Source organism: Leucobacter komagatae, from assembly GCF_000834055.1.
GTDB lineage: Bacteria > Actinomycetota > Actinomycetes > Actinomycetales > Microbacteriaceae > Leucobacter > Leucobacter komagatae_A.
Genome location: NZ_JXSQ01000006.1, coordinates 18,702 through 44,965 on the forward strand (window position 1 = coordinate 18,702; position 26,264 = coordinate 44,965).

Here is a 26,264-nt window from a genome sequence, read left to right on the forward strand (position 1 = left end):
GTAGAGAGGGGGATGTTCAGGATCCGTGCCGTTGTTGGCCCAGCTGACCCGCGATGGTGTGCACTCTGCATAGCCGCGCGAACTCTCCCGCGATGGCAAGCAGCGCGCGGGCCAGGTATCCATAGCCTCATGATAATGCTCTCCCAGCTACCAGAGCCCTCAGCCTCCCGAGCCCGGCGCAGACTACGATTGCGGGCATCGGCGATAAGGAGTTCCGTCAGTGCCACCATTCGAATCCCCCAGCGCACGCACGGGGGCCTCACACCGCACGAGCGCGCTCCGCGTGCTCATCCCTGCCGCCCTCGCCGTGACGCTCGCGATGCTCGCCGGGTGCGCCGCACAGCCCGAACCAGCAGCTGCCCCAAAGTCGCCTTCCGCGACCCCGTCGCCCGAGCCGAACCAGCCAGCAGAACCGGATCCGCGTGCCAACGCGGACCTCGCCGCCGCAGTCGGTGCGAACGACGGCGCCGCAGTGCGCTCGGCCCTCGAGCGTGGCGCCGACATCGAGCTGCGCGGCGAAGCCGGAATGACCCCGCTCGTCGCGGCGACGAAGGCAAACGCCGTTGCCGCGGCGACCGCCCTCATCGAGGCGGGAGCCGACGTCAACGCGAAAGACGATATCGAGGACAGCGCGTACCTCTACGCCGGTGCCGAAGGCTACGAGGAGATCCTCGCGCTCACGCTCGCAAACGGGGCCGACCTCACGAGCACGAACCGCTTCGGTGGCACGGCCCTCATCCCCGCTGGCGAGCACGGGCACGTCGGCGTCACCCGGATGCTGCTCGAGGCTGGGATCGACCCTGACCACATCAACAACCTCGGCTGGACTGCGCTGCAGGAGGCCGCGATCCTCGGCACCGACGGCGAGAACCACCGTGAGACCGTGCGGCTGCTGCTCGCTGGCGGCGCGGACCCGAATCTGCGCGACGGCCAGGGCAGCACGCCCCTCGCGAACGCCGAGGCTCGCGGCCTGTGGCAGCTCGCCGAACTCATCAAGGGCGCGGGCGGCGGCTACTAGCCCCTCGCCCTACGAGCGGTGCAACGCGCGGCCGCGCGACGCAGCGCCAAGCATCAGTACGAGCCCGAGCCCGAGCGCGCCGAACGCAGCCACGCCAATGGCAGCCGTCCGCTGCGTTCCTGAGTTCGCGAGCTCCGTTGTTGCGCCCTTGCCGTCGTGGGCCGGGGGCACGTCCTCTTCCGTGTCAGTGTCGGGCGTATCGATGACTGGTTTCTCGGGCTCAGGGTCAACTCCGACGGGCACGACCGCTAGCGTGAGCTCCGCCTGACCGGTCACCGTGTAGTCGGCGAATGGTCCGGCAAGCACAAACCCGTTTGGAAGCACGAGGGTGGCTTCCGTGATGACCGCGCCGATGGGAAGGCCCCGGTAGATCTGCAATCCCTCGGTCTTGCCGTCGTAGACGAACCAGACCATGACATCGGCAACAGGAACCGAATTTCTGAGAACAGGGACATCGATCGTGTCGCTAGCCACGACGACGTGCGGCACCATCGGATTTGCCTGCACAAACCCTTCCGGGATGGTGAGGTCCTCATCGTGCACCACGAAGAGTTCTGGGAGACCGGCAAGTACTTCTCGGCCTATCTCCTCGCCATCGAGAAGGTACCTCACGGTGACGTCAAATAGCGGTTTCTCGGCCTTGACGAGTTCCACGGTGATCTCTTGATCCTCGTAGACAGTGAAATCGGGAAAGGGGGATTTCAGGCTATAGCCAGAGGGCATCTCCAGGTCTGAAGACCTTATGAGCTCGCCCTGCTGCATGTCACTGAACTCTTGCAGCCCCACAACACGCCCGTCGAATGAGTACGCAATGATGACGTTGCACAGTTCATCAGCGTCTGACGGCTGCGCATCCGCTTCGGCTTCTTCTCCGCTGGGCGACGCCTCGGACTCGACCGTCGCGCTCGTGTCGTCCCCCGGCTCGGTGAGCGCGAGGCTCGGCGCCGCGAAAGAGAGTGCGAGAAGCGGCGCAATGAGCAGTGCCACGATAGTTCGCGAGGCAAGTCGCGCCCACTGGCGCGAAGGGAATCCGATGTTTTTCGCACCGCGCGTTGTCATCTCGTCTGCGCGTATCCGCATGATGCTCCCCCATTCGCCACCAAGCACCTAGCCCCCAAGCTAATGCCGCGTCGATGTAATCGCAATGAGCAGTCCGCGGCAGAGGCACTCGCGCGAGTGCGAGTGCCGCAACCGCACTGCCGGCGCGCAGCGTCGGACTGGTGTCAGATCCACCCCTGCTGCCAGGCGTGCTCTGCTGCATCGTGGCGGTTACTCGCCCCAAGCTTCGTCATCGCCGCCGAGAGGTAGTTGCGCACGGTGCCAGTGGAGAGGAAGAGCGCATCCGCGATTGCCTGCACGCTCGACGACGTCCGGGTCGCGCGGAGCACGTCGAGCTCGCGGTCGGTGAGCGGGCAGCGCTCGGCGACGAGGGCTGCCGCCGCGATCTCCGGGTCAATGTAGCGTTTGCCCGCCGCAACGTCGCGAATCACGTCGGCGAGGTCTCCCGCCGGCGTAGATTTCGGCACGAAGCCTGCGACCTTTGCGGCGAGCGCACGTCGAAGCACGCCGGGACGCGCGTGGCGAGTCACGATGATCACGCGCGCCCCAGGCACCCCAGCCATGATCCGCTCCGCGGCCTCAATGCCGTCAGCGCGCGGCATCTCGAGGTCAAGTAGGCAGACGTCTGGGCGGAGCTCGAGTGCGAGTTGCGCCGCAGTGGCGCCGTTATCGGTGCCGGCGACGACCTCGATGTCTGGTTCGAGCCCGAGCAGGGCTTCAAGTGCCCCGCGAATGAGGTGCTCGTCGTCTGCGATGAGCAGCCTGATGCTGCCCGTCGGTTGTTCACTCTCACTCATCGCACTCACTGCGTTCCCCCATCCGGTACCCAGACGCGTAGTTCAAACGTCCCATTTCCAGGCGCGGCACCGTCCCGGTCGCGCCCGCGCCTGCCTGTGCTTCGAGGGTTCCCCCGATCGCGATGACGCGTTCGCGTAGCCCTGCGAGACCCGATCCGCTGCCATGCTGGTCCCCGCCGACGCCATCGTTCACCACCAGCAGTTCGTACCCGCCGCGGGATGCAGCGAGCGTGATCGCGGCGGTGCTCGCCTCGCTGTGGCGCAGGATATTCGTTGTTGCCTCCCGCACGGCGAAGGCGAGCACCCGCTCGGCCTCCGCACCGGTAGGCGACCCGTCAATGCTGAGCGTGCATTTCGTACCGGCAAGGGTGAGCACTTCGCTCGCGTTTTCGAGTTCGTCACCGAGCGCTACCTCGCGGAGCCCCGCGACGAGCGATCGGGTTTCCTCCATCGCTTCCTTCGCGATGAGCCTGATTTCGCCGATCTGCCCAGCAGCGTAGTCAGCGTTGCTCTCGATCGTTCGCTCGGCAAGCTCAGCCTTGAGCGCGATGACCTGCAGGTGGTGCCCCTGAATGTCGTGCAGGTCCGCCGCGAAGCGCAGCCGCTCCTGTGTGACGGCGAGCTCCGCCGAGATGAGCCTGGCCTCTTCCAGCCTGGCGACGACGCGCCAGAACCACAGGCTCGAGATCACCATGAGGGGAAGAACCGCCGCGTAGAACATCACCATGAATGCGGCACCATTGCCCGACTGCACGAGCGGGGTCCCGTCAACGAAGAGGCCCACAACCAGCGGGGCGAGCGAGAGCGCAAGCATCGCCCCGATGAGCCGCCAGCGGAGCTTCCGGGGGGGCGACGAGACTAAAGATGACCCCGGAGAACCAGAGCTGCGCGGCAGCAAACAGTGCGGCCTCGCCAGCTGCGAAGGCGAGCGCCCACGACGCGATCGCCGGCGCAAACAGCGCGATTGTCCAGCCGATGTGCGGCCATCCGCTGCCGGAGTCCGAGCGAAGGAACCAGCAGTAGCGGATCCGCGTGGCCGCCGCCGCGACGCTCAAAAGCACGAGGGCGAGATCCATGCCCGAGCGGGAATTCGCCCACCGCGCAAGCAGCTGGGTGACGGTAATGAGGTCGAGCATCACGAACAGGAAAACGATCGACCCGAGCGTATACGTCCAGGTCGCGTTCACGCCCGCGAAGGGAGCGGCGGTGTTCGGGTGGGCAGCCATCAGTGTCAGCATAGGGCCACTGCTGCGCGAACTCATACCCTCGGCCGTTCGCTCCGGCAACGTGTGACAAATGTCACGGGAGGTCAGTGTGGATTCGCACGCGGACGCGTGACAGCCCGGCACTACTGCGGAACGCGCAACCACGAAACGATAGGTGTACTGCGGCGCTCCGCCGCCCCTGCCCCACCCGGCAAGGTCACTTGGCCTCGCCGCCTCCCACGAAAGGTCGCCATGATCGTCTTTATCGATAACCTTCAGGAGTTCACCACGTCGCTCCCTGAGTTCCTGCAGTGGCTCGGCATCATGATCATCGCTGCGATCCCGTTCGTCGAGTCGTATTTCGGCTCGGCCGTCGGCGTGATCGTCGGCATGAACCCCATCATCGCGGTGGGCGCAGCCGTCATCGGCAACGTCATCTCAATGCTTATCTTCGTGCTGTCCGCGCACGGGATCCGGGCCAAGGCGACGCAGGGCAAGGCGCCAAAGGAGCTCACACCGAGCCGCGCGAAACTCAAGGAGCGCTTCGACCGCTACGGCGTGCCTGGCGTGAGCCTCCTCGGCCAGATCTTCCTGCCGAGCCAGATCACTTCCGCCGCAATGGTGTCCTTCGGCGCACCGAAGAACCAGGTCATCCTGTGGCAGGTCATCTCGATCATCCTGTGGGGCATTGCGTTCGGGGTGCTGGCAACGCTCGGCATCTCAGTACTTCGCTAACGTGACCGTTGGCTGTGCGCTCCCGCGCACAGCCAACGCCGTTACCAGGGGCTTGGCTCGTAGTCCTTGAGGAAGCAGCCGTAGAGGTCCTCGCCGGCCTCGCCACGGACGATGGGGTCGTAGACTCGCGCGGCACCGTCGACGAGATCGAGGGGCGCGTGGAAGCCCTCCTCAGCCATCCGCACCTTCGTGAAGTGCGGGCGCTCGTCGGTGATCCACCCGGTGTCGACCGCGGTCATGAGGATCCCGTCGGTTTCGAGCATCTCCCCCGCGCTCGTGCGCGTGAGCATGTTGAGCGCAGCCTTCGCCATGTTCGTGTGTGGGTGGCCGGGGCCCTTGTAGCGGCGAGAGAACTGACCCTCCATCGCCGAAACGTTCACAACGTAGGTGCGGCGCGCTGGCGAGGCAGCCATCGCGCTCCGGAGCCGACTGATGAGGATGAACGGCGCGGTCGCGTTGCACAGCTGCACCTCCAGCATCTCGATCGGATCCACCTCCTGCACGTGCTGCACCCAGCTGTTCACGTGGGTGACGTCTGGCACGAGGCCGCCGGCGTCAATCGCGGAGCCGTCAGCGTGCTTCGCAAGGGATGATGAGCCGGGCGCCATCGCGAGCGCGGTGAGGTCGCTCGCGGTGAGGTGCTGCGCGAACCCGGCGGCGACCGTACCATCGAGCGCCTCGGGAGGGAGCGCGTCGAGCGACACCGCGCCGCCGCCACCAACCGAGGACTGCAGCGCGCGCGGGTGCAGCTCGGCCGGCTGACCGAGCGTCTCGGTCTCGGGGAACACGCCGGCGGGGAGCGGCTGCGACTCTGCGTCAGCGAGCAACGAGTACGATCCTGGCGAGCGGCGCACCGTCTGCGCAGCATTGTTGATGAGGATGTCGAGCGGCCCGCGGGCGGCAACGGAATCGGCGAGCGCGATCACCTGGGAAGGGTCGCGCAGGTCGATACCCACGATGCGGAGCCGGTCGATCCACTCGGCGGAGTCGGGAAGCGAGGCGAAGCGGCGGGCCGCGTCGCGGGGGAAGCGCGTGGTGATCGTCGTGTGTGCGCCGTCGCGGAGTAGCCGCAACGCGATGTGCATTCCGATCTTCGCGCGGCCCCCGGTGAGCAGCGCCCGCTTGCCGGTGAGGTCGGTGCGCGCGTTGCGCTTCTCATGGCTTGACGCCGCGCAGTTCGGGCAGAGCTGATGGTAGAACGACTCGACCTGCGTGTACGGTTCCTTGCAGATGTAGCAGCTCTGCGCTTTGCGCAGCTCGCCTACAAATTGGGTCTCCGAGCTCACCGTCAGCGGGAGCCCGCGGGTCTCGTCGTCGATGCGGTCGGGAGCACCCGTCGCAGTCGCCTCGATGACCCGGCGATTTGCGTCGGCGATCTCGTTGCGTTGGCTCCGCCGCCGCTCCCGCTTTGCCGACTTGTACATCGCTGAGGTCGCGCGGCGTACAGCAATGACGTCCGGGTGCTCCGACGGCAACTCGTGCACGGATCCGATGACCCGCAGCGCGGTCTCAAGATCTGCGGGGTCGATGCCGCTGTTGGTCACTGCGGCAGCTGCGGGAGTTTCGGTCATTGCGCCAATTTTACGCTACCCAGATGGGTGCCGCTTCGCCGCCACTACGGCACGCTCACCGGGGTGATACCGAAGGCCTCGGCGAGGAGCTCGTGCGAACGGTGGCGCTCGGCCGGGTCGGGGATCATGCTCTGCACCATCACCTCGTCGGCGCCGGTCTCCTCCACCATCTGCTCGATCGTCGCGCGCACCTGCGCTGGGCTGCCTGCGACGAGCCGCGGGCGGACTCCGTCGACGATGCAGGTCGGCTGGTCGCGCTCGGCCACGGTGAGCTCGGCCACCGCGTCGTCCGCGGCAGGCACTGGCGTCGAGAAATCGCCGCGCGCGACCCGGGCGTAGTAGGCCTTCGGCGAACTGACGAGCCTTGCGGCCTCGTCCGCCGTTTCGCCGACGGTGACGTTCACGGCAAGAATCGCGCGCGGCTCAGCCAGCCCAGACGCGCCCGGCGTGAACCGCTTTCGGTAGTGCCTGAGTGCCGGCGCAGCGCCCTCCGGGTTGATGAAGCCAGCGAACGTGTACCCGATCCCGAGGCCGGCGGCGAGGTTTGACCCGTTCGGACTCGAGCCGAGGAGCCACGTGTGCGGTATTTCCGCTACGGAGGGCAGCAGCGCGGTGAGGGAAAAGGGGTGCTCTGGCGGGAAGTCGTCGGTCAACCACGCGACGGTCTCAGCGACCTGCTGGGTGTGTTCCACATTCGCCGGGGTGATCCGGTTTTGTTGCAGCGCGAGGTCGAGGACGGGGCCGGCAGTCGCCCTGCCCATACCGAGATCGACCCTGCCCGGGTACATCGCTTCGAGCTGTTTAAACATTTCGGCGACCTTGAACGGGCTGTAGTGGTTCATGAGGACCGCACCCGAGCCGACTCGGATCTTGGATGTGAGCGCGCCGACCGCGGCGATGAGGAGTTCGGGATGGTGCGATGCGCCCATGGTGCTCGCGTGGTGCTCGGCGAACCAGATGCGGTGATAGCCGAGCCGCTCAACAGCGAGGGCAAACTGCACGGAGTCGACCAGTGCGTCTTTCTCGCTCGTCTCCGGGGCAACAATCCCCAGATCAACCACTGAAAGCCGCATTGTGTTCCTCTCGTCGCTGCGCACACCGAAATGCCTCGGCGAGCACAACGCCACAGGAAGCCCACAGTTAACACCGGGACGCCGCAGCCACTCAGCCGAATGCACCATGCGCTCAACATGCAAGCTACAAGTGAAAGCTGCGAGCCTCATGATTGCGGGGCATGGGCACGCCAGACACGGGCCATCGAGGCCCGTGCCGTGCGTTGCGGCTAGTGCGCTCCGTTCACCCGCATCACGGTGATCACGATGTCAGCGGGAGCAACGCCGCGCTCGGCGATCAGCGACTCGACAGCGGCGTGCACGCTGTGAAGGGTCGCGACCGACCCGGCCGCCGGGTGCACTCCGAGTGCGATCTCGACGTGCGGTTTCTCGCCCTCAAGCGTGACTCTCACGAGCGACACGCGCTCGGCGCCGAGACCGACGAGCTCAGTTCCCGCGTCGACGAGCTTCACCGCCGTCGTGCCCGCACGAAACACCGAGGCAACCCCGGCGGTTGCCCGCACGGTCTCCTCGATCGCTGTGGCGAGCGCGTATTCGCTTGACATGGTCACAGCCTTTCTTCCGAACGGTTCGGAGCGTATTGAACGTCTTGCACGGCGACGTCGACGCCGCTGAGGTTGAGCGTGGTGTGGGCCGCGATGCGCTGCGTGATCTCGCCGCGCAATCTGTCGACCGTTTCGGGAATATCCGCGCCGTACGGAACGCTGAGTTCGACGCTCACGCGGATCTCGGCACCGGGCTCGGTGACATCGCCGTCGAGCGTGCAGCGACCTACGACCACGCCGGGCAGCGAGCTTTCGGCTGCGCGGATGAGGCCGCGGACTGCGCCCTCGGTGATTCCCAGGTCGGCATCGGCGATGGTCGCTGTGATGGGGATGCGCCGGCCCGCGCGCGCGTCGAGCGCAATACTGCCGAGGATCCCCTGGATCCAGCTTTCCTGCGGCTCGGGCTCAGCAGCGAGGTCGGAGGCGAGCAGCGCAGGGGTGATGTTGCGCAACCGTTCGAGCGCGTCGAGCGCGTTCTGACAGCGCGCTGACTCGTCAATGGCGCGATTCGGCGGGCGCCGCCCGGCATCAAGGTAGTCAGAGAGCTCCTCGATCGAATGCCCGTCGAGATCTTCGGGCTCGAGACCAAGGATGCTGCGAGTGTCGTCTTGATTCATCTCCAATCCTCCATCCGAACAATGATGTCTTTGCGGGCCCGCGCAAGGAGACCTCGAACCGTAGACACAGAAACGTCTAACTGTTCGGCAATTTCCTCGTAAGTGTACCCACCGAACTCGCGAAGCACCCAGCATTCGCGTTGGGCATCGGGTAGCGCGAGGAGGGCCTCGTTTAGCGCCGCCACCCCCGCGTTCGCCTCGGCCTGGCGCGGCGGCGCTATTCGTTCCGGAGCCGGCAGCTCCATCTCGGTGAGGTCGGTGTAGCTACGGGAGACCCGAACCCGGTCGATCGCCTTGCGGCTGGTGATGCGCATCAACCAGCTCTTCGTCTGTCCGGGATCCTGGAGCTGCGCGAGCTGCTCCCACGCGGTGATGAACGCGTCCTGCAACACGTCGTCCACGTCTGCAGAGCCCGACAGGATCCGCCGCGCATACGCCCGCATCATCGGCGTGTACCGCCGAACGAGCACCGCGAACGCCACCGTATCGCCGTCGGCTGCGCGCCCCGCCACGATACGATCGTCGGCGTTCTCGAGTGACTCGCGCTCGAATTCATAGCTCATTCTTAGCCCCCCTTACGAGAAGGGGCCCTCCCTCAACAAGGGCCACACGACGCCGTGAGCGCCGCTTCCTACCCCAATCCTCGCCCGAAATGTAGGGAACGGGGCAGATTCTGTGTGAACTCCTCATTGTTGTGACCTACGGCCAGTGAACATGCCGTAAATCAGCAGCACGAGGATCGAACCGCCAACCGCGAGCAGCCATGTCGACAGGTTGAAGAAGCCCTGCAGGTTCACGTTGAAGATCACCCCGCCAAGCCAGCCGCCGAGCATTGCCCCGAGCACGCCGAGGAGCAGCGTCATGAACCAAGACCCGCCCTGCTTGCCTGGGAGGATGAATTTTGCGAGCGCGCCTGCGATGAGGCCGAGGAGGAGAAAACTGAAGAAGCCCATGGAGATGTCCTTATGTTGGGTAGTGCGACGGTGCGGCGGGCCGGCTGGCCCGCCGCAAGCGGGTTACGAAGTGAGGCGGTCTTTCGCGTCGGCGACGGTGTCTTTCACGTCGGCGGCGGTGCCTTTCACCTCACCCTTGGCCTTGTCGACCTTCCCTTCGGCGACGAGCTTGTCGTTGTCGGTCGCCTTGCCAACTGCCTCTTTGACCTCTCCGGTCACCTTTTCGGCTGCGGCTTTGAGTTTGTCTACAGCGTTCATTGCTGTTCCTTTCATGTTTGCCCCCCGATGTTGGGGGCGTGGATCACTGACGGGTGGGTGAGCTAGCTCCCGAGCAGGCTCTTGCGTGCCTGCTTTGCGGCCTGTTTGGCTTGCTTACCCATGCGTCGTCTTGCCTTCTTTGCGTCGGGGCTCAACCAGAGCCGCTCGACCTGGTGACGAAGATCCTCGTAGTTCTTGCCACGAGACTTCGCCGATTCGACCCCGACCAGATAGGCAGCGACCGCAACAACTGCGATCATCAGCGTGTTTTTCCACATGTTGCTTCCCCCATTTCTTGGGCGCAGTGCGCCCAGGTTGTTACTTCACGCGTGACTGGTCGGCGGCCAACCGTGCGCGGACTCCTGAGTGAATCGACACATAGGTTGGCGTTTCCTTGCCGAGCAGGACTGCGAGGTTGTCGACGAGCTGCGTGACGATCCCAGCGACCGCAGCTGGCGACGTGTTCTGCCGCGGCGTGACGCTGACGTGCAGCACTTCCTCGCCGCGAACCCGACTCGCATTCACCCTGGAGGTGAGCAGTTCGTCGTATCCGGCGAGTGAGTGCGTGAGCGCGTCAGCCGCGAAACCGTGGCGGATCGTCACGGCACCGATGGCGCCTTCCCCCGCCTCGACGCGGGTCACCGCAGTTGTTCGGCCCCCACCGAGCCGCGCCATCACCGTGACAGCGATAGCGACGATCAAGGCCAAGACGATGAGCACAGCAAGCGCTAGCCAGCTCAGTGTCGTTGCCTCGGCGATCTTCGTAGCTGCATGAGCCTCCTGCAGCCATCCAACCGCGTTCGACATCGCTTCGCGCCACATGTCTGCCGCTGCTGGCCAGGCGATCGCGGTCACGATCCCGCCGCCAACGGCGATGAGTACCAGGCCGACCACTCCGAGGATGAGCCGGTTCACGGCCCGATTCGTCGCATTCATTTCGATCCTCCCGTTTCGGCCCGATGCTGCACGCGAGCCCGGACCCGCACGGCGGGCGCCAACCCATACCCTGCGAGCTCGTCTTGCGCTGCGGCGCGGACCTCGTCCGACGTCACGACCTGGCCCGGTTCCGGCCGCACCGTCACATCGGCGCTGCGATGGCCGATGCCCACAACCACTCCGTCCTTCGAGAGGTCGAGTTCGCGGCGCACGCGCTCGGCAACTGCCGACGCGATCACCCCGTTGTCCACGACCACCGAATGGGTTGAGTCACCGAGCTGGTGCTTCGACAGGCGCCCGGGGGCGAGAGCGAACCACACGAGCACGATCCCCACCAGCGCGACGACGGCACCCGCTGCTCCAACGCCAGCAACCGGCTCCAGATCGGGCAGGTCTGCCAGCCAGGTCAGCGCGGCCCCAGGGGCCGCGAGCAGCGGCCCGGCACCCAAGAGGCGCAGCACCAGCTCGGTGCCAACGTATGCGGCCGCGGCAATAATGATGACGAGCACGACGACGGTGATCACGGTGCGAGGCGAGTGCGTCTCGCGACGCACCACCCGCTGCAACACTGCGTTACTCATCTATCTCACCCGCTTTCGCTCAGGAATCATTGCGCCGGTCACCGTGACGGTGACGCGGTGGATCTCCCTGCCTGTCAGCCTGGAGAGCTCCGTGGCGAGTGCGGATTGGAGTTCCCGCACCCGCTCAAGGATGGGCAGTTCTGCTCGGATCGCCTCGGTGTCGTCCAGCGCAGGAATCTGCAGCTTGGTTGCGACCCGCACGTTCAGGCCGCCGCCCCACTCTGCAATTTCGACACTGACGTCCCCGCGAGGAGCGCCCATGGTCGCCGCAGATGCTTCGCGGACCGCTTTTTCGATTGCCCGCGGACGGACACGCACGGCTCCGCGAATCTCAGGAGGAGCTACGACCGTCGTCCGCTCGGGGGTGTCAACGGCCTCGGCGCTCATGACGAGGTGCGCCTGCCTGTGAAGGCACCGGCGAGCGCACGCACGTCGATTTCACCCGACAGCATGCGTCCAACGAGCGCGCCAACTCCCATGAGGAACAGCACGAGCAGGAAGCCCCAGAACCCGAAGATGAGCCCGGCGAACGCTAGCGTCGCGCCCATCAGCGCCCCGGCTACTGTCGCGCTCATGAGACGCGCGACTCTTCGTCGTCGTCAGCGTCGTCGCTCGGGAGGTGAACGTCGTTGACCTCGATGTTCACCTCGACGACCTCGAGGCCGACCATGAGGGAGATGGCGTTCGTCACAGCGGTGCGCACGTTTCCTGCGACATCCTGAATCGGAGCAGGGTAGTCGACAACGATCGTGATGTCGGCTGCGGCCTGGGTCTCCCCAACCTCAACCTTCACACCCTGGGTCAGGTCGGTGGCGTTGACCGCGTCGCGGATCGCACCGAGTGCGCGAGCGCCGCCGCCACCAAGGGCGTAGACACCGGGCACCTCGCGTGCGGCAATGCCTGCGATCTTCGCTACGACGCCCTCTGCGACGGTCGTGCGCCCAGCCGACTCGTTCGCTGCGCCGGATTCGAACGGTGCGCTCGTGCGGTCAACCCGCGACGAGACTGGAGCAGGGGTGGTAGCGCGGCGTGCAGCCGGCGCCTTGTCGGTGACAACAGTCGTGTTCGTCTCTTCGGTAGCCATCAGAAGTACCTCCACTGTCAGTGGCTCGGCCTGAGCGGTCGAGCCGTCTTGTGTAGAGCGAGAGAATGTCGCTCTACATGTGAGACGGGTGGAAGGCGGGAGTCGTCACAAAATGCTCCCGAAGGCTGCGATTTTCCTGTGCAGAACTCAGGAGGGGCCAATCGACTCGCTGACTGTGGTATCGGGCTAGGTGCCAGTGTGCGCTGCCTGCGAGTGAGGCGCTTCAGCGTCGGATTCAAATGCAAGTGGGAAGCGGCGTTCGCTCACAAAGTGCCTGTCGCTCCCGTCCACGGGGTCGACGAAGCGCAACTCGCTCGCGAGCAGCTGCAGCGGGGTACTGAAGTCGTCTACCGGGGTGTCGAGCGTGACGGGGTAGAGCGGGTCGCCCGCGATGGGGATACCGAGTCCACAGAGGTGGATGCGGAGCTGATGCGTCTTCCCGGTGTGCGGTGTGAGCCGATAGATCCCGCTGCGCGCTCCACCACCGAGCGCTCCCTGCTCCGCCGCGGTGAGCTCGCGCTCAAACTCGACGAGCGATTCCGCGTTCGGTTCGGCGCCCTCGATCACCTCAGCCTGCATCGTGCCACGCGCCTTCGTGAGGTGGTTGCGCACCGTGACCGGCAGCGCGAGATCGTCACGAATTCCCGCTACCGCACGATACGTTTTCGTCACCTGCCCGTACTGAAACAGCGACTGGTAGCTGCCCCGCCACCGCCGCTCGGTTGCCATGAGCAGCACCCCTGACGTGACACGGTCGAGCCGATGCATTGGCGTGAGCTCAGGCAGCCCAAGCGCGTTGCGCATGCGAACGACGACGCTTTCGCGCACGTGCCGACCACGCGGAATGGTCGAGAGAAACGCTGGCTTATCAACGACCACGATCCGGTCATCGCGGTACAGCACACGCACCTCCCCCGGCACCCTGGCTTCATCGGGGAGGTCGCGGTAAAACCACACGAAGGTGTTCGGGCGGAACGGGTCCGCCGCGAGCACGGGCACCCCCGTCGCGGTAACAAACCGCCCTTGAGCGATGAACGCGTCGACGTCGACGTGCATGCCGACGCGATGCACCAACCAGTCGCGCATGAGCGGCCACGTCGCGGGGTCAGCCTCGTCGCGCCCCTCGGTTCGGAGCCAAGCGGGGTCGAGGCCCAGACGCTGGGGCAACGGGGAACGCGGAGGCACCCGACGAGCCTACCGCCAAGCGGCCGCTACGAGCAGTTGCCGCAAACGCCCGAGAGCGCCATGAGCATGAAACAGTTCGGGCATACCGGCTGCACACGCTCCTGCACGACCGGCTTCTTCACCTTGGGTTCAGCCTTCGGCTTGGCGACGCGCTTCGCGCCGCGCGCTGGCTTCACGGGGCCGCGCTCAGCCGCGAGCTCCTCAGCCTCGATGATGGGCCCGCGGCCCCCGACGGGGTGATCGACCGCCCACGTGCCTGGCTTGCGCTTGCTCTCCCAGCGCTCGGCCTCGGAGCCGACAACCGCGATGATCTCTTCTTCCGTCTGAAACCCGACGGTGTATCCCTTGCGAACAAGAATGTCGGGAGCGTCGTCAGAGCGAACCACGGTAATACCACCGTCGGCGCGCACGAGACGCTCGATCGGCATGCGGTTGAGCAGGGTGCGCAGGAACACCCGGTTTTCGACTGGGGCGCGGCGGTGCACGAGTGCTTCCTCCAGCGAGCCGTAGCGGTTCAGCGGGGAGTCGTTCGAAGCGAGTAGATCCATGATGTGTGCCCTCCAAGGTGTGCGCGGGCCCCAAATATGTGCCACCCACCAGTATCCCGCACTCTCAGGTGCTCCCGGCCCACCTGCCGCGCGTAGAGCCCGCGATGCGACTCGCAAGCGGGTGTCGTCTGTGCCGTGTGCGGTGCTCCGCGGCTGCGCCAATCAGCCGGCGACAGCTACGCTTTCACCGCCAATGCCCGGCGCGCGAAGCCGTGATGCTCCGCGGCGAAGCGCTGCGACACGGCGGCCATGGGAACAAACCCGTCGAATGCGTGCCACGCCCCGTGCACCTCCGCCAGCTCGCACGGCACCCCGGAGGCCCGCAGCCTGGCAGCGTAGTTGCGGCTCTCCGCGAGGAACAGGTCGTTCGTTCCGACACCGATCCACGTTGGCGGAAGGCGTTCGAGTGAGGCGGCGCGGGCGGGGACCGCGGCGCTGGGGTCGGCGTCGCCGAGGTACACCTTCCAGGCGAACGCGTTGCTCCGGTGTTCCCAGAGCCGAAAGTGGCGTTCGTCAGCGTGCTTTCCCGTCCGGTCATCGAGCATCGGGTAGAGCAGCAGTTGTGCTGCGAGGGGCGGATCCCCCACGTCCCTGACGCGCAGTGCGAGCGCCGCGGCGAGCCCGCCGCCTGCGCTCGCCCCCGCGACTGCGACGCGCTCAGGGTCGACCCCGGGCATGACCCGCAGCGCGCGCAGCGCAGCAAGACAGTCGTGCAGCGCAGCCGGGTACGGGTGCTCCGGCGCCTTCCGGTAGGTGACTGCGGCCACCAGCGCGCCCGTCGCCGCCGCCATGTCCGCGCAGCGCGCGAGATCCTGCCGCACCGAGCCTGCGACGAATCCGCCGCCGTGGATCCACAGCAGCGCGGGCAACGGCGGCCCGGCCTTCGGCGGCTCGCCCGCAGGCCAAAACAGCGTGAGCGACGCAGACACCGTAACCGCGACCGGTTCGGGGCCGCGCCGGGTGAAGGCCTGTGCCATCCGGGTGAGGACGCGCTGCGGACGCAGCGTCACCCGGTTCGTCACGTGCCGCGGCAGCCAGCGCGCCGCGGCGACGAGCTCCGGGTGGATCGGGATGCGAGCCTCTGGGGCGGCGGCCCCGACGGGCGGTGGGTGTTGGCGGTGCTCCGACATCATGACCTCCGTTGGCTGTCGGCGGCAAGGTTCGCGCACTCCCATTCTTCAGCGGCGCAGCGCATCGCGCAACGCCGGATTCGCCCGCACCGGGGCACCGCGGCGTGTAAGACGGACAGGGCGGGGCGAAGGATCCGAAGATCCCGCGCCCCGCCAACGCCCCGCCAGTGTGGAGGCTACTGACGCTGCCTACGCCGCGCCAGCAACATGGCTGCTGCCCCGAGCAGCGCGGCAAGCGCAGCGGCGAGCGCGACCGGGAGCAACGGGATACCGCCAGTAGCCGCGACGTCGTCGCCGCTACCGCCTCCTGTACCCGCGCTGGCGTCTCCGCCGCTTCCCTCGCTGCCGGTACCGTCTCCACCGTCAACGGAGCAAGCAGGCGCCTTGAAGGGGTCGGCCGCTGCCGTTTCGAGCCCATCGCCGATCCGCTTGGTCGCGGTGAGTGTCTCCCCGCACGGCACCTTGCCGGTGATCACCCAGGCACCGCCGGCATCAACCGTCGCTCCTGCAAAGACGTTGCCCTTCGAGTCGCGGACGATAACGACGGTCTCCGGTTCCCCGTCGAGGACATTGCCTCGCGCGTCAACCCACACCACCAGATCGCCAACGGTGTACGCGCCGGCGACGTTCTCACCGTCGATCGTGAACGCCTCGGAGACTACCGACTCGCTGCCATCGATGTGGGTCCGGGTGACGGTGATCGTCAGCGTGCTCTGCTTGCCGCTCTTCGTGCCGCTCTTTGTGTCCACCGTCGTCACCTCAGCGGTGATCTTTGTGTCGATCACTGCATTGTCGACGGAGACGTACACCGCGTCTGGCGAAGAGAACTCGGCATTCTTTTCACCGTCACCGAACGAGAAGAAACCTCGCTTCTCGATCGCGCCGCGCTCGGGGAACGGGTCGGAACGCGTTTTCAGGAACTCCGGATTGACCGTGTACATGTCGGTCTTGGAGTCGGCGACGAGCGCTTCGACGCCCTCGAACGGTGCATCGGCAATTGCGAGGTTTACCGACAGGTAGATCGCGTTCGGGTTCGTCTCCGACGTTCGTGAGGAGAAGAACAGCTCGGGATCCTCCCCCTCGGGAACCGCCAGCTCGACCACGTCATCACCGACAAGGATGCTGAATGTGAAGTCGCCATAGCCGCCGTCAATGAACGTGGCCCAGGCGCTGTCACTCATGTGCGCTGGCCGGTCAACCTTGAACTCCAGCCGCATTGGCGCAGCGTAGGTGCTTTCCAGGTATTCGGGGTCGTCGAGGGGCAGGTAGACGCCCCCCTGCGCGTGCCCGAGCGCGTACGCGGCTGCCGACTTCGTCGTGTTCCCACGCCCATCCCACATCGGAATGTTGAAGGTCGTCGCCCCGAGCAGCGCCTGCGAACCAAGGTGCTCTTCCGTGACGGCGTCCGAAGCGTCGACGTAGCTGCCAATGGTGACATCGAGCAGGTCGAGGTCAGCACGATTCGTGTTCATGCCTGGCAGGTCTGCCCACATGAACTGTGCACCGGCTGGCCCGCTGTAGCGAGCCATCTCAAGCATCGCGTCGGCCATCATCTTCGTCATCTGGACCGCGGAGTCCACGCCCATGCGCTCATTCGCCGTGTGCCACCAGCGCTCATTGCCAGGGATAACCGCGCCAAACGCCGTCATCTTGTTGCGGAAGTTGCTTGCGAGCGTCCCTCCGGTCGTGCCGAGTGGGTAGACGATGTCGCTGAGCGATGCCGGGCCGTCGAACGACGCTGGGTCGTGGTTGATCGATGCCTTGTAGCTCTCGAACTGCAGCGCCGTCAGCGGGTTGTCATGGGTGACGTAGAGGCCAGCCCCGATTGGCGCGCCGAGCTCACCGATGGAAAAGCCCTGACCTTCGAAGGCCGCCTTCACGGCCCCCATGGCCTGCGCAGAGTCCTCCGCCGTGACGTGCATGCTGCGCACAAACATCGGGATGCTCAGCTTGCCGCTGTCAGGGGCATAGAACGGCGTCGGCTCCTCGGATTTGATCCCGCCCATGAGTGCGAACGTGAGGTTCGGGGCGCCGTTGCTCGGGTTGCGCAGCAGGTGCTCTTGGATACCCATGTACTTCCCAAGGTATGCCTCGCCCTCAACACCGTCGCGGAAGAACAGGTCAGCGATGCCCGCTGCTGCGCGCTGCAGCTGCATGTCGTCCGCGGTGACGCCCACCGCGTCGAGCGCAGCGGAAATAAGTGACATGCCCCACACGACAGCGTTCTTGCCGTATTGCGGAGTTGGCATCTCCATGGTCATGCCGGTGTTGATCTCAAGGGTGAGCGCATCGTCGACGATCGCTGCCTGAACCTTTGGCGTGGTGCCGGCGGGTGCTGGGAGCCAGCCCCGCGCGCTTGCGCTCTCAACGAGCGCTCCAATGAAACCGTCGCGATCCGCCTCTGGCACACCGGTAACGTCAAGCGTGAAGATCGCGCGTGACGCAATCTGCGTCGTGCTGCCGTACGCAATGTCCTTGAGCGTCGGGTCACCCTCCCGCAGGGTGACACCGGCGGTGGCGTTCGTGAGCGCGAACGCTTTCCCTGCGTCAGCCGACAGATCCATCGACACGTCGGGGGTCACCGCAGTGGTGTTGCCAATGATCACGGGGAAGCGTGAATCAGACGTGTAGGCCGCAATTGGGGTTTCCTCGCGATTGAGGTTCTTGTAAGCCCAGTTGTCGTAGAAACTCGGGTTAGCGTTGTACGGGATCGACTGGAACGCAGCGGTGTTCGCCGCGGTCGGTGTGCCAGGCCCACCATCCTCATAGACGCCCATCGTGATGCGGATACGACGGTCGAGGGGCAGCCCGGCTTCGAGGAGCGCCTTCGCGGCGAACATTGTCGCGAGCGTCGGGCCGCTGTCATCCTGGATGCCTGCGCCATAGATCCAGCCGTCCTGGATGTACGGCGAGTGGTACGCGCCAGGGGTACCGAGATTGCCGTCTGCGTCGCGCCAGCGTTCAAGCTGGGCCGGAGACACCGATGATGTCGGTGAGTCGAGGTGGCTCAGCGCCGAGATCATCTCGGGCGCTTCTGGGTCGCCGATCTCGACGTACACGTACTTGTCTGGCTGGCGCTGCACCACAACGGGGAATCCCATGTCTTTGGCGAGCTTCACGACCCAGGCGAGCTTGGCGACCTTGCGGTCGTACTCATGCTGGTTCGCCTCGGTGTTGTTCACCGGGAACGGGTATTCGGTTGGGATGGGTTGCCCGCCCGCACCGCGTGAGATGGAGTCGTAGCTCGACCCGTCGAGCATCGCGCCGACGAGGCTGAGCGGATCGTACGAGCCGTCGCCTGCCCGTGCGCTCGCCACCCGCCCGGTGAGGGCCTCCACCTCGGCGTGGATTGCCGCGCGATCCGACTCCGTGAGCGACAGGTCGTAGGTGGTGCTCGGCTGGAACGGTTCCTCAGCCGAACTCTCGGTCGGGGCGCTGACCCCGACCCCCAAAGACAGCAACAATGACACCCCAAGTGCCATCGCAACAGGCGTATGCCTCATTGCAGTAATCTCCTTCATTGGTCCACAGTGACCATTTGATGAGTTCGCGATAAGCGAGGCCGAGTTCCCCTCAGACCACCTTCGAGCATCTCGGAGCTAGCCACCCAAGTCAAACGATCTCAGCGTGTCGGAGGGACTTTTCGCGAGTAACCTCAAGGGCCCCTCAAGACCCTTGTAAGTGCCGACACAACTCGGGTATATCGCCGGAATCACTCGCCGCGTGTGGCCGAGTGCGCCGCGCACGAGAGCGCAGCCGCAGCGGTGAGAACCCGCCGCGGCTGCGCTCACGTCTGCCTGCTATGCGCGGGCGCTCGCGGCTACCGGGGCCTCGCCGCGGAACCGATCCCGCAGCTTCCCGAGCTCGCCCTCAGTGAGCCCGTGCGCGAGCAGGTAGGCCCACGTGCTGCCGTGCTCGGCCCGCACCGCGGCGAGCACGTCGACGATGTACTGGCGGGGGGATGCGATGAGATACGCCTCCATGTCGGCGGGGATGGTGACGCCGCCAAGGTGTGCGCGCACCTCCTCGACGAAGGGCTGTCCGAGTCGTTCGGCCGACTCGGCGTAGCTGCCGATGACGTCCTCATCGCAGACACCGATCGCTGACAGCAGGAGCGCGACGAACACCCCGGTGCGGTCCTTGCCTGCGGTGCAGTGGACGAGCACTGCCCCGTCTTCGAGCGCGAGGATCTCGCGGATGCCCGCAACAATGCGCTCGCCCCTGCCGTCGACGATCTCCTGATAGATCTCGGGCAGCGAGAGCATGGTTGCCGGCTCGGTGGCTGGCTCGTGCAGTGGCAGCGACACGAGGGTTGGCCCGAACTCGGGGTCGGAGGCGCCAAGCGACTCTGCCTCGCCGCGCAAATCGATGATGGTGCGCACGCCGTATGCGCAGAGCGCGCGCTTTCCCTGTTCGTCGATGGCGTGCAGCCCGGCCGACCGCAGCAGCACGCCGTCGCGCAGCGTGCCGCCCTCGGTGAGACGCAACCCGCCAACGCCGCGCACGTTGCGCACGCCAGAGACCGCCACCCCGACGTGATCGCCTGTCGCCTCGGCGCCGACGGGTTCGGGGATCGTGTTGCTGCGCACGAGCTGTTGGTACCAGGCGAAGGAGTCCTTCGGTGTCCGCACGAGCGTTTCGGCGTCGACGTGGATGAGACCGAACCGGTGGGTGAACCCCGCCATCCACTGGAAGTTATCGATGCTCGACCACACGTGGTAGCCGGTGACTCGCGCCCCAGCTGAGATCGCGTCGTGGAGCTCGGCGAGCGCCCAGGAGAGGTACTCGATGCGCTCGCTATCGTGCACGATGCCGTCCGGGCCTGGGATGTCGGCCCCGCCGACACCGTTCTCCGTGATCACGATATCGGGATGCTCGGGGTAGGTTTCGGCGACCCAGCGGAGGGCGCGGGCGAAACCGCCCGGAGTGATCTGCCTGTGCGCCCCACCCCAGCGGGCGCCGGGAGTTGGGACGAGCGAGAACCCGAGCGGCGCGGTAGCGCCCGCGAGCGCCGTCACCATGCTGCCGCGTTCTGGCACGCCCATCGCGTGCGTCGCAGCCCGCTCGGGAGCGGCCGCCGCGTACTGCGAGTACCAGTTCACCCCGAACACGTCCATCGGTTGCGCGATGATCTCGGCGTCCCCCTCGTGGATCGCGTCACCGAGCACCGCCGCAACCTCCGGCAGGTGCCCACGCCCAAACATGGGGTCGAGGAAGAGCTTTCCCTCAAAGTATTCGGCGCGCTCGGCGGCGTGAACGTCGGCGGGATGGTCCGTTGCTGGCACGACACCGCCGATACTGACGACGCTTCCGATCTGCCCGCTGACGCCCGCAGCGCGGAGCGCCTGGATCGAGCGCCCGTGTGCGAGGAGCAGGTGGTGAGCCGAGATGAGACCGCCACGCACCCGTTCCCTGCGGTACGGGGGCAGTCCCCCGGCGAGGTAGCCACCGAGCGTCGGGTTCACCGGCTCGTTGAGGGTGAACCACTGGGCGACCCGGTCGCCGAGGCGTTCGCCCATGTGGCCGGCGTACTCGGCGAAACGCTCCGCAAAGTCGCGGTTCATCATGCCGCCGAGGTCCTCGAGCCACTGGGGAGTGTCCCAGTGGAAGAGGCACAGCGCGGGCGCGATGCCGCGCTCGAGGAGGGCGTCAACGACACGGTCGTAGTGGTCGAGCCCGGCCTCGTTCACGGTGCCAGCGCCGTCGACCACGATGCGCGGCCACGACGTCGAGAATCGGTGGGCTGTCCCGCCGAGGTCGCGGAGCAGGTCGAAGTCCTCGGCGAAGCGATGGTACTGGTCAATCGCGGTGTCGCCGCTCGTGCCGTCCGGCACGGTGAGGGCGCCGCGCATGGCGGTGTCCCAGATCGACGGCACCTTCCCGTCGGCGTCCCATGCCCCCTCAACCTGGTAGGCGGAGGTGGCGGAACCCCAAACGAATCCGGGTGGGAAGGTGCGAGTCATGACAGTGTCCTTTCGGTGGCGTGAGTGTTCGGAAGCTGCGGCAGCCGCGGCGCGGCAGCGAGCAGTTCCCTCGTGTAGGGATGTTCTGGGGCGGAGATGACCCGCTCGGTTGGTCCGCACTCGACGATGCGGCCCTCGTTGAGCACGCACACCTCGTCAGAGATCATGCGCACCACGGCGAGGTCGTGTGTGACGAAAAGCATGCTCAGCCCGGTTTCTTCGCGCAGGTCGGCGAACAGGTTGAGCACGCGTGCCTGCACGGAAACGTCGAGCGATGACACCGGTTCGTCGCAGAGCAGGAGGCTCGGCTCAGCCATGAGTGCCCGCGCGATGGCGACGCGTTGGGCCTGGCCGCCAGAGAGGTTTCCTGGCTTGACCTCGCCGAAGCGGTCGGGCGCGAGGCCAACGCGCGCGAGGAGCTCACGCGCTGCCGCTCGTCGTTGGGCGCGCGTGCCGACGCCGGAGATGGTCCGCGGCTCGGCGACGATGTCGATGACTCTGCGGTGCGGGTTGAGCGAGGAAACGGGGTCTTGGAAGACCATCTGCACCGGGTGCTGCGAGTCGTCATCGGCAACGGTGACGCTGCCAGATGTCGGCGCTTTCAGCCCGAGCACGGTGCGGGCGAACGTGGATTTCCCCGAGCCAGACTCCCCGACGAGGCCAACGCAGCCGCCGCGCGGCACGGTGAGGGAGACGCCGTGGAGCACGGTGCGGTTGCCGTAGCCGACGACGAGGTCGCGCACGTCGAGTGCTGCGGGTGTTGCGCTCATGAGAGTGTTCCTTCGGCGAGGGTGCGGAGCCGGCGCGGGCGTGGCCCGTCGAGGCGCGGGATCGCGTCGATGAGGGCGCGAGTGTATGGGTGTGCTGGCTGGGTGAGGAGCTGCTGCGCTGGCCCGGATTCGACGACGCTGCCCGCGCGCATCACGATGAGGTCGTCGCAGCGCTCAGCGGCGACGCCGAGGTCGTGTGTCACGAGCAGCAGGCTGGCCCCGGTGCGCTTGCGGCGCTCGTCGATGAGGTCGAGCACGCGTTTTTGCACGGTAACGTCGAGCGCGGTGGTCGGCTCGTCGCCGATGAGGAGCACGGGGTCGGTGAGAGTCGCGGCCGCGATGCCGATGCGTTGCCGTTGGCCACCGGAGAGCTCGTGCGGGAAGCGTCGCGCTTCGTGCTCTGGGTCACGGAACCCGACGGCCGCCATCGCGTCGATCGCGCGCCGCCGCAGCGCGCTCCGGCTCGGCCGCGCCCTGCCGAAGGTGAGCACTTCGGTGAGTTGCTGGCCGACGCGGTAGGTCGGGTTGAGTGAGCGGAGCGGATCCTGGTGGATCATTCCGACCTGCGCGGCGAGCACACGGCGTCTTGCCGCCGCGCCAGTGTTGAGCATGTCCACTCCCGCGAGTTCGACGCTGCCCGTGACGCGCGCGTCCAGCCCGGGAGGGTGGATCCCGAGCAGCGAGCGGATGAGCATCGACTTTCCCGCCCCAGACTCGCCGACGACCGCGAGCGAGCGGCCAGCGCGAATACTGAAGGAGACGTCGTCGACGACGGTGCTTTCGACGCCGCGGCGGTGGATCGTTGTGGTGAGTGACCGCACCGCGAGGACGGTGTCGGGGGCGGCGGAAACGGGCGGGGTTTCGGTCATCGTCGTGCCTCTCTGAAGTGCTCGCCGAGCACGTTGACGGACAGGATCGTGAGGCAGATCATCAGCGCGGGGAACATGGTCAGCCACGGCGCGCTCGTGAGTTCCGCTCGGCCCTGCGCGATGAGTGCGCCCCACGAGGGCTCTGGTGGGCGGAGGCCGAAGCCGAGGAAGCTCAGTGCTCCTTCGGCGACGATTGCGCCAGCGATCGTGGTCATGAGTACGGGGATCATCAGCGGCAGCACGCTGGGGAGCACCTCCTTGGTGAGCACCCGCCAGCCGCTCGCCCCGAGCGTTCTTGCGACGACAACGTGGTTCTCGGTCGCGACGGAGAGCGTGGCGGCGCGAGCGAGGCGCGCGAAGACGGGGATGGTGAACGCCGAGATGATGAACCCGATGGTGAAGATGCTCGGTCCGGCGAGCGTCACGACGGTCGACACGATGATGAGCGACGGGAGCGCGATGGTGACGTCCGTGATGAACCCGACGGCGGCCTCGACGACGCCGCGGACGAGCCCGGCGAGCACGCCGAGCAGGATCCCGACGCCGCCGCCGATGACCACGGTCATGATCGCGACGAAACCGCTCGCGGCTGCGCCGTGCAGCGACCGGGAGAGGATGTCTCTGCCGAGGCTGTCGGTGCCGAACGGGTGCTGGAGCCCCGGAGCAGCATTGATCGCGCTGTAGTCGTTCGCCAGTGGGTCTGCACCGGCGCCGAGGAGCACGGCAATCGTCGCGGCGGCGAGCACGCTGAGCCACCCGATGGCGAGGGTGATACCCAGTTGCGGGATCCGGGCGCGGGCCTTCGAGCTGACGGGAATGGCGATGAGTTCAGGAGCGGCCACGAGCGCTTCTCCGATCGATGAGGAAGAGGGCGATGTCGGTGAGGATGCCTGCGGCGACCACGACGATCGCCGCGAACAGCACGACCCCCTGGATGAGCGGCAGGTCGCGTGCGCCGAGCGCGCCAACGGTGAGGCGCCCGAGCCCGGGGAGGGCAAACAGCTGTTCGACGAGCAGGGAGCCGCCGAGCGCGGTCGCGACGGTGATGCCGAGCATCGCGACAAGGGTGGGAGATGACGGGCGGAGGATCCGCCGCCACATGAGCGCCCTGTCGCTCGCGCCTCGCACCATGGTCGCGTAGGCGTACGGCGCCCGGACGGCTTCGATCGCCGCCCCTCGGAGCGCACGGGTGTAGACGGCGGCCTCCGAGATGCCGAGGGTGAGCGCGGGGAGGATCATGCGCCTGAGGTTCTGGATCGGATCCTCGGCGAACGCGACGTACCCCGTTGCTGGGAGCCAACCGAGGTGCACGGCGAACAGGTAGATGAGGATCACGCCGACGACGAACGACGGTACCGCGAGCGTGATGAATGTCGCCGTTGAGACGACCCGGTCAAAGCGGCCACCGACGCGGCGGGCGCTTCCGAGGGCGAGCGGGATGATCGCCGCGAGGGCGAGGAGCTGTGCGAGGAGCACGAGCTCGAGTGTCACGGGAATGCGCTCGAGGATTTCGGTGAGCACTGGCCTTCCTGACGTGAACGACGTTCCCCAATCCCCGGTGAGCACGCCCCCGACCCAGTCGAAGAACCGCGGGAAGAAGCCCTGGTCGAGGCCCAGCGTGTGGCGGAGTTCCGCACGCTGAGCCTCGGTCGATTCCTGGCCGAGCAGGATGAGCGCCGGGTCGCCTGGCATGAGAAACGCCAACTGGCAGGTGAGGGCCGCGACGACAAGCAGCACCCCGAGTGAGCGCAGGATGCGCGGCAACCCGGCGCGGATCACTGCTGCGCCTCAGCCCAGCCGATCGATGCTGGCTGCACCGACACGAGCGAGATCCCGGTGAGATCTGGCATACCAGCGACCTCCGCCTTGGAGACGAAACCAGCGTTGCTCGCGGTGAGCCAGAGAATCGGGAGGTTGTCGGCGAGGTTCTGCGACGCTACCTTCAGGTCGGCTGCTCGCTCGGCAACGTTGGTGTTCGCTGCGGCCGCGTCGAGGGCTGCATCCGCTGCCGGGTTAGCGTAGCCGCCGAAGTTCACTGGCGCCTCCGAGCGCGCGACCAGGCGTCCGCCCGCAGCGTCGGCAAACAGCGAGGTGACGAAGTCGGCGGCCTCGAAATCGTGGGCTCCGAGCGTCGCACCGTACTCCGCCGCTTCGAGCGGCTTGAGGGTTACGGTGACACCGACCTCCGCGAGCATGTCCTTGAGGACCGTGCCCCGCTGGACCGTTTCGGTGCGGTTGTTGACGGTGAGTTCGAACGCGAGATCTTTGCCCTCGAGCACCTGCTTCGCGGCCGCGGGATCGTACTTCGGGTACGTGATCTCGGGGGCGAGTTCGCCGAGGAGCGCGTACGGGTTGTCGACCGTTGTGCCCTCGCCGAGGTTGACAACGGTGTTCACCGCGTCGCGGTCGATTGCCTGCGCGAGTGCGTGGCGCACCTCAAGGTCGGCGAACTTCGGGTTCGCGAGGTTGAGCACGATTGAGGTCATCGCTGCCGGTGCGGCATGGACGGCGAGGGCGTCGTTGCTGCGGGCCTGTTCGAAGTGGCTGGCGACCTCGCTCCACATGAGGTCAACGTCTCCGGCTTGCAGGCTCTGCAGGCGCGATTCCGAGTCGGGCATCATGGCGTACACGATCGAGTCGAGGTAGGCCGGCTCGCTGCCCTGGTATTCGTCGTTTCGCGTGACGGTGATGGAATCGCCGCCGACGAACTTCTCGACCTTGTACGGGCCGGCGCCGAGTGGGAACCCGAACTCGTCCGTCGCCGAGGTCGATGCGATCATGCCGAGGCCGCGGGCGAACTGGGCGCTGAAGTCCGCGTTCGGCTGGTGGAGGGTGAGCGTGAGCACGGTGTCGTTCTCGACCGTCATGTCTTTCACCTGGGCGAGCTGCCCGGCCGATGCCGACTTCGTCTCTGGGTCGAGGAGGTGTTCGAAGTACTGCTTGATCGATGTTGCGGTGAGCGGTGAGCCGTCTGAGAACGTCAGACCGGCTGGGAGCTCGATCGTCCACGTCGTTCCCGTCGCGTCGGCCTCCACCGAGGTCGCGAGTCCCGGGACGACGGTGCCGCCCTTACCCGGCTTCATGAGGGGCTCGTAGAGCGCGTTCGCCAAGATGAAGAGCGGCTGCTGCCCGATCGCGCCAGCTGCGGGGTCGAGACTTGGCACCTCACGGTCGAGCGCGACGGTCATCGTGCCACCAGCAACGGGGGTTGCGGTGCTCTGCTGGGTGGTTGGCGTCGTTCCGCCGGCTGGCCCGCTGCACGCCGAGAGCGTGAAGGCACCAAGAACGGCGGCAGCAATGAGGCCGCGTGCGGCCCACTTTCTGGACATGGATCCTCCTGGTTTTGGGTGGCTCGAGTGGCCACACC

At 66.5% G+C, this 26,264-nt stretch carries 29 protein-coding genes; 2 read left to right on the forward strand and 27 right to left on the reverse strand.

Annotated features, from left to right (window positions below; genetic code table 11):
• Positions 1 to 220 precede the first annotated feature (220 nt).
• Positions 221 to 1,018 carry an ankyrin repeat domain-containing protein gene (locus tag SD72_RS06215; protein WP_232299663.1) on the forward strand — a complete coding sequence of 266 codons (798 nt, stop codon included), beginning with the start codon at positions 221 to 223 and terminating at the stop codon, positions 1,016 to 1,018.
• Between the two features lie 9 nt (positions 1,019 to 1,027).
• On the opposite strand, the gene SD72_RS06220 is transcribed toward SD72_RS06215, so the two are convergent.
• The 4 genes from SD72_RS06220 to SD72_RS06235 form a co-directional block, all read right to left on the reverse strand.
• Positions 1,028 to 2,005, reverse strand: a complete 978-nt coding sequence (locus SD72_RS06220) for a hypothetical protein (RefSeq protein ID WP_198141886.1) — start codon at positions 2,003 to 2,005, stop codon at positions 1,028 to 1,030.
• 236 nt (positions 2,006 to 2,241) lie between these two features.
• Positions 2,242 to 2,874: a response regulator transcription factor gene (locus tag SD72_RS06225; protein ID WP_042543587.1), complete on the reverse strand. Its 633-nt coding sequence runs from the start codon at positions 2,872 to 2,874 to the stop codon at positions 2,242 to 2,244.
• Positions 2,867 to 3,688, reverse strand: coding sequence for a sensor histidine kinase (locus SD72_RS06230; RefSeq protein WP_052492509.1), 822 nt, complete (start codon positions 3,686 to 3,688; stop codon positions 2,867 to 2,869). Before SD72_RS06230 ends, SD72_RS06225 begins: the two co-directional genes overlap by 8 nt.
• Entirely contained in the window at positions 3,642 to 4,100 is a 459-nt protein-coding gene (locus SD72_RS06235; protein WP_042543588.1) for a hypothetical protein, read from the reverse strand. The genes SD72_RS06230 and SD72_RS06235 overlap by 47 nt, the downstream gene beginning before the upstream one ends.
• A gap of 231 nt (positions 4,101 to 4,331) precedes the next feature.
• Between SD72_RS06235 and SD72_RS06240 the strand changes: the two genes are divergently transcribed.
• Complete coding sequence (locus tag SD72_RS06240; RefSeq protein ID WP_042543589.1) at positions 4,332 to 4,814, forward strand: small multi-drug export protein; 483 nt, start codon at positions 4,332 to 4,334, stop codon at positions 4,812 to 4,814.
• A 41-nt stretch (positions 4,815 to 4,855) separates the two neighbouring features.
• Here SD72_RS06240 and SD72_RS06245 read toward each other — a convergent pair whose 3' ends face one another.
• The 23 genes from SD72_RS06245 to SD72_RS06355 all read right to left on the reverse strand — a co-directional run bounded on the left by SD72_RS06245 (position 4,856) and on the right by SD72_RS06355 (position 26,226).
• A complete protein-coding gene (locus SD72_RS06245; protein WP_042543590.1) occupies positions 4,856 to 6,385 on the reverse strand; it encodes an SDR family NAD(P)-dependent oxidoreductase in 1,530 nt (509 codons plus the stop codon).
• A gap of 44 nt (positions 6,386 to 6,429) precedes the next feature.
• On the reverse strand, positions 6,430 to 7,458 hold the full coding sequence (locus tag SD72_RS06250; RefSeq protein ID WP_042543591.1) for an LLM class flavin-dependent oxidoreductase: 1,029 nt from the start codon (positions 7,456 to 7,458) through the stop codon (positions 6,430 to 6,432).
• A gap of 209 nt (positions 7,459 to 7,667) precedes the next feature.
• Positions 7,668 to 8,003 (reverse strand): hypothetical protein, encoded by a 336-nt coding sequence (locus tag SD72_RS06255; RefSeq protein WP_042543592.1) that lies wholly within the window; start codon positions 8,001 to 8,003, stop codon positions 7,668 to 7,670.
• Between the two features lie 2 nt (positions 8,004 to 8,005).
• A complete protein-coding gene (locus SD72_RS06260) occupies positions 8,006 to 8,620 on the reverse strand; it encodes an Asp23/Gls24 family envelope stress response protein (RefSeq protein WP_042543593.1) in 615 nt (204 codons plus the stop codon).
• Positions 8,617 to 9,183: an RNA polymerase sigma factor gene (locus SD72_RS06265; protein WP_042543594.1), complete on the reverse strand. Its 567-nt coding sequence runs from the start codon at positions 9,181 to 9,183 to the stop codon at positions 8,617 to 8,619. Before SD72_RS06265 ends, SD72_RS06260 begins: the two co-directional genes overlap by 4 nt.
• Before the next feature lie 123 nt (positions 9,184 to 9,306).
• Positions 9,307 to 9,573, reverse strand: a complete 267-nt coding sequence (locus SD72_RS06270) for a GlsB/YeaQ/YmgE family stress response membrane protein (RefSeq protein ID WP_042543595.1) — start codon at positions 9,571 to 9,573, stop codon at positions 9,307 to 9,309.
• 63 nt (positions 9,574 to 9,636) lie between these two features.
• Positions 9,637 to 9,831 (reverse strand): CsbD family protein, encoded by a 195-nt coding sequence (locus tag SD72_RS06275; protein WP_042543596.1) that lies wholly within the window; start codon positions 9,829 to 9,831, stop codon positions 9,637 to 9,639.
• 62 nt (positions 9,832 to 9,893) lie between these two features.
• Entirely contained in the window at positions 9,894 to 10,109 is a 216-nt protein-coding gene (locus tag SD72_RS06280; RefSeq protein ID WP_042543597.1) for a hypothetical protein, read from the reverse strand.
• Between the two features lie 40 nt (positions 10,110 to 10,149).
• Positions 10,150 to 10,767 carry a hypothetical protein gene (locus SD72_RS06285; protein ID WP_042543598.1) on the reverse strand — a complete coding sequence of 206 codons (618 nt, stop codon included), beginning with the start codon at positions 10,765 to 10,767 and terminating at the stop codon, positions 10,150 to 10,152.
• Positions 10,764 to 11,348, reverse strand: coding sequence for a DUF6286 domain-containing protein (locus tag SD72_RS06290; RefSeq protein WP_042543599.1), 585 nt, complete (start codon positions 11,346 to 11,348; stop codon positions 10,764 to 10,766). The genes SD72_RS06285 and SD72_RS06290 overlap by 4 nt, the downstream gene beginning before the upstream one ends.
• Positions 11,349 to 11,735: a hypothetical protein gene (locus SD72_RS06295; RefSeq protein WP_042543600.1), complete on the reverse strand. Its 387-nt coding sequence runs from the start codon at positions 11,733 to 11,735 to the stop codon at positions 11,349 to 11,351. It abuts the gene before it with no gap.
• On the reverse strand, positions 11,732 to 11,923 hold the full coding sequence (locus SD72_RS06300; protein ID WP_042543601.1) for a DUF2273 domain-containing protein: 192 nt from the start codon (positions 11,921 to 11,923) through the stop codon (positions 11,732 to 11,734). Before SD72_RS06300 ends, SD72_RS06295 begins: the two co-directional genes overlap by 4 nt.
• A complete protein-coding gene (locus tag SD72_RS06305) occupies positions 11,920 to 12,432 on the reverse strand; it encodes an Asp23/Gls24 family envelope stress response protein (RefSeq protein ID WP_042543602.1) in 513 nt (170 codons plus the stop codon). The genes SD72_RS06300 and SD72_RS06305 overlap by 4 nt, the downstream gene beginning before the upstream one ends.
• Before the next feature lie 186 nt (positions 12,433 to 12,618).
• Entirely contained in the window at positions 12,619 to 13,617 is a 999-nt protein-coding gene (locus SD72_RS06310) for a pseudouridine synthase (protein WP_042543603.1), read from the reverse strand.
• 26 nt (positions 13,618 to 13,643) lie between these two features.
• Positions 13,644 to 14,165: a hypothetical protein gene (locus tag SD72_RS06315; RefSeq protein WP_042543604.1), complete on the reverse strand. Its 522-nt coding sequence runs from the start codon at positions 14,163 to 14,165 to the stop codon at positions 13,644 to 13,646.
• 176 nt (positions 14,166 to 14,341) lie between these two features.
• Complete coding sequence (locus tag SD72_RS06320) at positions 14,342 to 15,334, reverse strand: alpha/beta hydrolase fold domain-containing protein (RefSeq protein ID WP_198141887.1); 993 nt, start codon at positions 15,332 to 15,334, stop codon at positions 14,342 to 14,344.
• Positions 15,335 to 15,471: 137 nt separating this feature from the next.
• Positions 15,472 to 18,798, reverse strand: coding sequence for a M20/M25/M40 family metallo-hydrolase (locus tag SD72_RS06325; protein WP_198141888.1), 3,327 nt, complete (start codon positions 18,796 to 18,798; stop codon positions 15,472 to 15,474).
• A gap of 297 nt (positions 18,799 to 19,095) precedes the next feature.
• Positions 19,096 to 21,258: a family 1 glycosylhydrolase gene (locus SD72_RS16865; RefSeq protein ID WP_052492510.1), complete on the reverse strand. Its 2,163-nt coding sequence runs from the start codon at positions 21,256 to 21,258 to the stop codon at positions 19,096 to 19,098.
• Positions 21,255 to 22,028, reverse strand: coding sequence for an ABC transporter ATP-binding protein (locus tag SD72_RS06335; RefSeq protein WP_042543606.1), 774 nt, complete (start codon positions 22,026 to 22,028; stop codon positions 21,255 to 21,257). The genes SD72_RS16865 and SD72_RS06335 overlap by 4 nt, the downstream gene beginning before the upstream one ends.
• A complete protein-coding gene (locus tag SD72_RS06340) occupies positions 22,025 to 22,897 on the reverse strand; it encodes an ABC transporter ATP-binding protein (RefSeq protein WP_052492511.1) in 873 nt (290 codons plus the stop codon). The genes SD72_RS06335 and SD72_RS06340 overlap by 4 nt, the downstream gene beginning before the upstream one ends.
• Entirely contained in the window at positions 22,894 to 23,739 is an 846-nt protein-coding gene (locus SD72_RS06345; RefSeq protein ID WP_052492512.1) for an ABC transporter permease, read from the reverse strand. The genes SD72_RS06340 and SD72_RS06345 overlap by 4 nt, the downstream gene beginning before the upstream one ends.
• On the reverse strand, positions 23,726 to 24,676 hold the full coding sequence (locus SD72_RS06350; RefSeq protein WP_042543607.1) for an ABC transporter permease: 951 nt from the start codon (positions 24,674 to 24,676) through the stop codon (positions 23,726 to 23,728). The genes SD72_RS06345 and SD72_RS06350 overlap by 14 nt, the downstream gene beginning before the upstream one ends.
• Positions 24,673 to 26,226 (reverse strand): ABC transporter substrate-binding protein, encoded by a 1,554-nt coding sequence (locus tag SD72_RS06355; RefSeq protein WP_042543608.1) that lies wholly within the window; start codon positions 26,224 to 26,226, stop codon positions 24,673 to 24,675. The genes SD72_RS06350 and SD72_RS06355 overlap by 4 nt, the downstream gene beginning before the upstream one ends.
• Positions 26,227 to 26,264 lie beyond the last annotated feature (38 nt).

What these genes read in the sequence shown, in the direction of transcription:
- SD72_RS06250 (WP_042543591.1), bottom strand. Translation starts at nt 7,458, where the DNA reads ATGCGGCTTTCAGTGGTTGATCTGGGGATTGTTGCCCCGGAGACGAGC.
- SD72_RS06260 (WP_042543593.1), bottom strand. Translation starts at nt 8,620, where the DNA reads ATGAATCAAGACGACACTCGCAGCATCCTTGGTCTCGAGCCCGAAGAT.
- SD72_RS06230 (WP_052492509.1), bottom strand. Translation starts at nt 3,688, where the DNA reads ATGCTTGCGCTCTCGCTCGCCCCGCTGGTTGTGGGCCTCTTCGTTGAC.
- SD72_RS06225 (WP_042543587.1), bottom strand. Translation starts at nt 2,874, where the DNA reads ATGAGTGAGAGTGAACAACCGACGGGCAGCATCAGGCTGCTCATCGCA.
- SD72_RS06270 (WP_042543595.1), bottom strand. Translation starts at nt 9,573, where the DNA reads ATGGGCTTCTTCAGTTTTCTCCTCCTCGGCCTCATCGCAGGCGCGCTC.
- SD72_RS06340 (WP_052492511.1), bottom strand. Translation starts at nt 22,897, where the DNA reads ATGACCGAAACCCCGCCCGTTTCCGCCGCCCCCGACACCGTCCTCGCG.
- SD72_RS06290 (WP_042543599.1), bottom strand. Translation starts at nt 11,348, where the DNA reads ATGAGTAACGCAGTGTTGCAGCGGGTGGTGCGTCGCGAGACGCACTCG.
- SD72_RS06280 (WP_042543597.1), bottom strand. Translation starts at nt 10,109, where the DNA reads ATGTGGAAAAACACGCTGATGATCGCAGTTGTTGCGGTCGCTGCCTAT.
- SD72_RS06305 (WP_042543602.1), bottom strand. Translation starts at nt 12,432, where the DNA reads ATGGCTACCGAAGAGACGAACACGACTGTTGTCACCGACAAGGCGCCG.
- SD72_RS06245 (WP_042543590.1), bottom strand. Translation starts at nt 6,385, where the DNA reads ATGACCGAAACTCCCGCAGCTGCCGCAGTGACCAACAGCGGCATCGAC.
- SD72_RS06235 (WP_042543588.1), bottom strand. Translation starts at nt 4,100, where the DNA reads ATGGCTGCCCACCCGAACACCGCCGCTCCCTTCGCGGGCGTGAACGCG.
- SD72_RS16865 (WP_052492510.1), bottom strand. Translation starts at nt 21,258, where the DNA reads ATGACTCGCACCTTCCCACCCGGATTCGTTTGGGGTTCCGCCACCTCC.
- SD72_RS06315 (WP_042543604.1), bottom strand. Translation starts at nt 14,165, where the DNA reads ATGGATCTACTCGCTTCGAACGACTCCCCGCTGAACCGCTACGGCTCG.
- SD72_RS06265 (WP_042543594.1), bottom strand. Translation starts at nt 9,183, where the DNA reads ATGAGCTATGAATTCGAGCGCGAGTCACTCGAGAACGCCGACGATCGT.
- SD72_RS06295 (WP_042543600.1), bottom strand. Translation starts at nt 11,735, where the DNA reads ATGAGCGCCGAGGCCGTTGACACCCCCGAGCGGACGACGGTCGTAGCT.
- SD72_RS06275 (WP_042543596.1), bottom strand. Translation starts at nt 9,831, where the DNA reads ATGAACGCTGTAGACAAACTCAAAGCCGCAGCCGAAAAGGTGACCGGA.
- SD72_RS06240 (WP_042543589.1), top strand. Translation starts at nt 4,332, where the DNA reads ATGATCGTCTTTATCGATAACCTTCAGGAGTTCACCACGTCGCTCCCT.
- SD72_RS06355 (WP_042543608.1), bottom strand. Translation starts at nt 26,226, where the DNA reads ATGTCCAGAAAGTGGGCCGCACGCGGCCTCATTGCTGCCGCCGTTCTT.
- SD72_RS06325 (WP_198141888.1), bottom strand. Translation starts at nt 18,798, where the DNA reads ATGAGGCATACGCCTGTTGCGATGGCACTTGGGGTGTCATTGTTGCTG.
- SD72_RS06255 (WP_042543592.1), bottom strand. Translation starts at nt 8,003, where the DNA reads ATGTCAAGCGAATACGCGCTCGCCACAGCGATCGAGGAGACCGTGCGG.
- SD72_RS06300 (WP_042543601.1), bottom strand. Translation starts at nt 11,923, where the DNA reads ATGAGCGCGACAGTAGCCGGGGCGCTGATGGGCGCGACGCTAGCGTTC.
- SD72_RS06285 (WP_042543598.1), bottom strand. Translation starts at nt 10,767, where the DNA reads ATGAATGCGACGAATCGGGCCGTGAACCGGCTCATCCTCGGAGTGGTC.
- SD72_RS06335 (WP_042543606.1), bottom strand. Translation starts at nt 22,028, where the DNA reads ATGAGCGCAACACCCGCAGCACTCGACGTGCGCGACCTCGTCGTCGGC.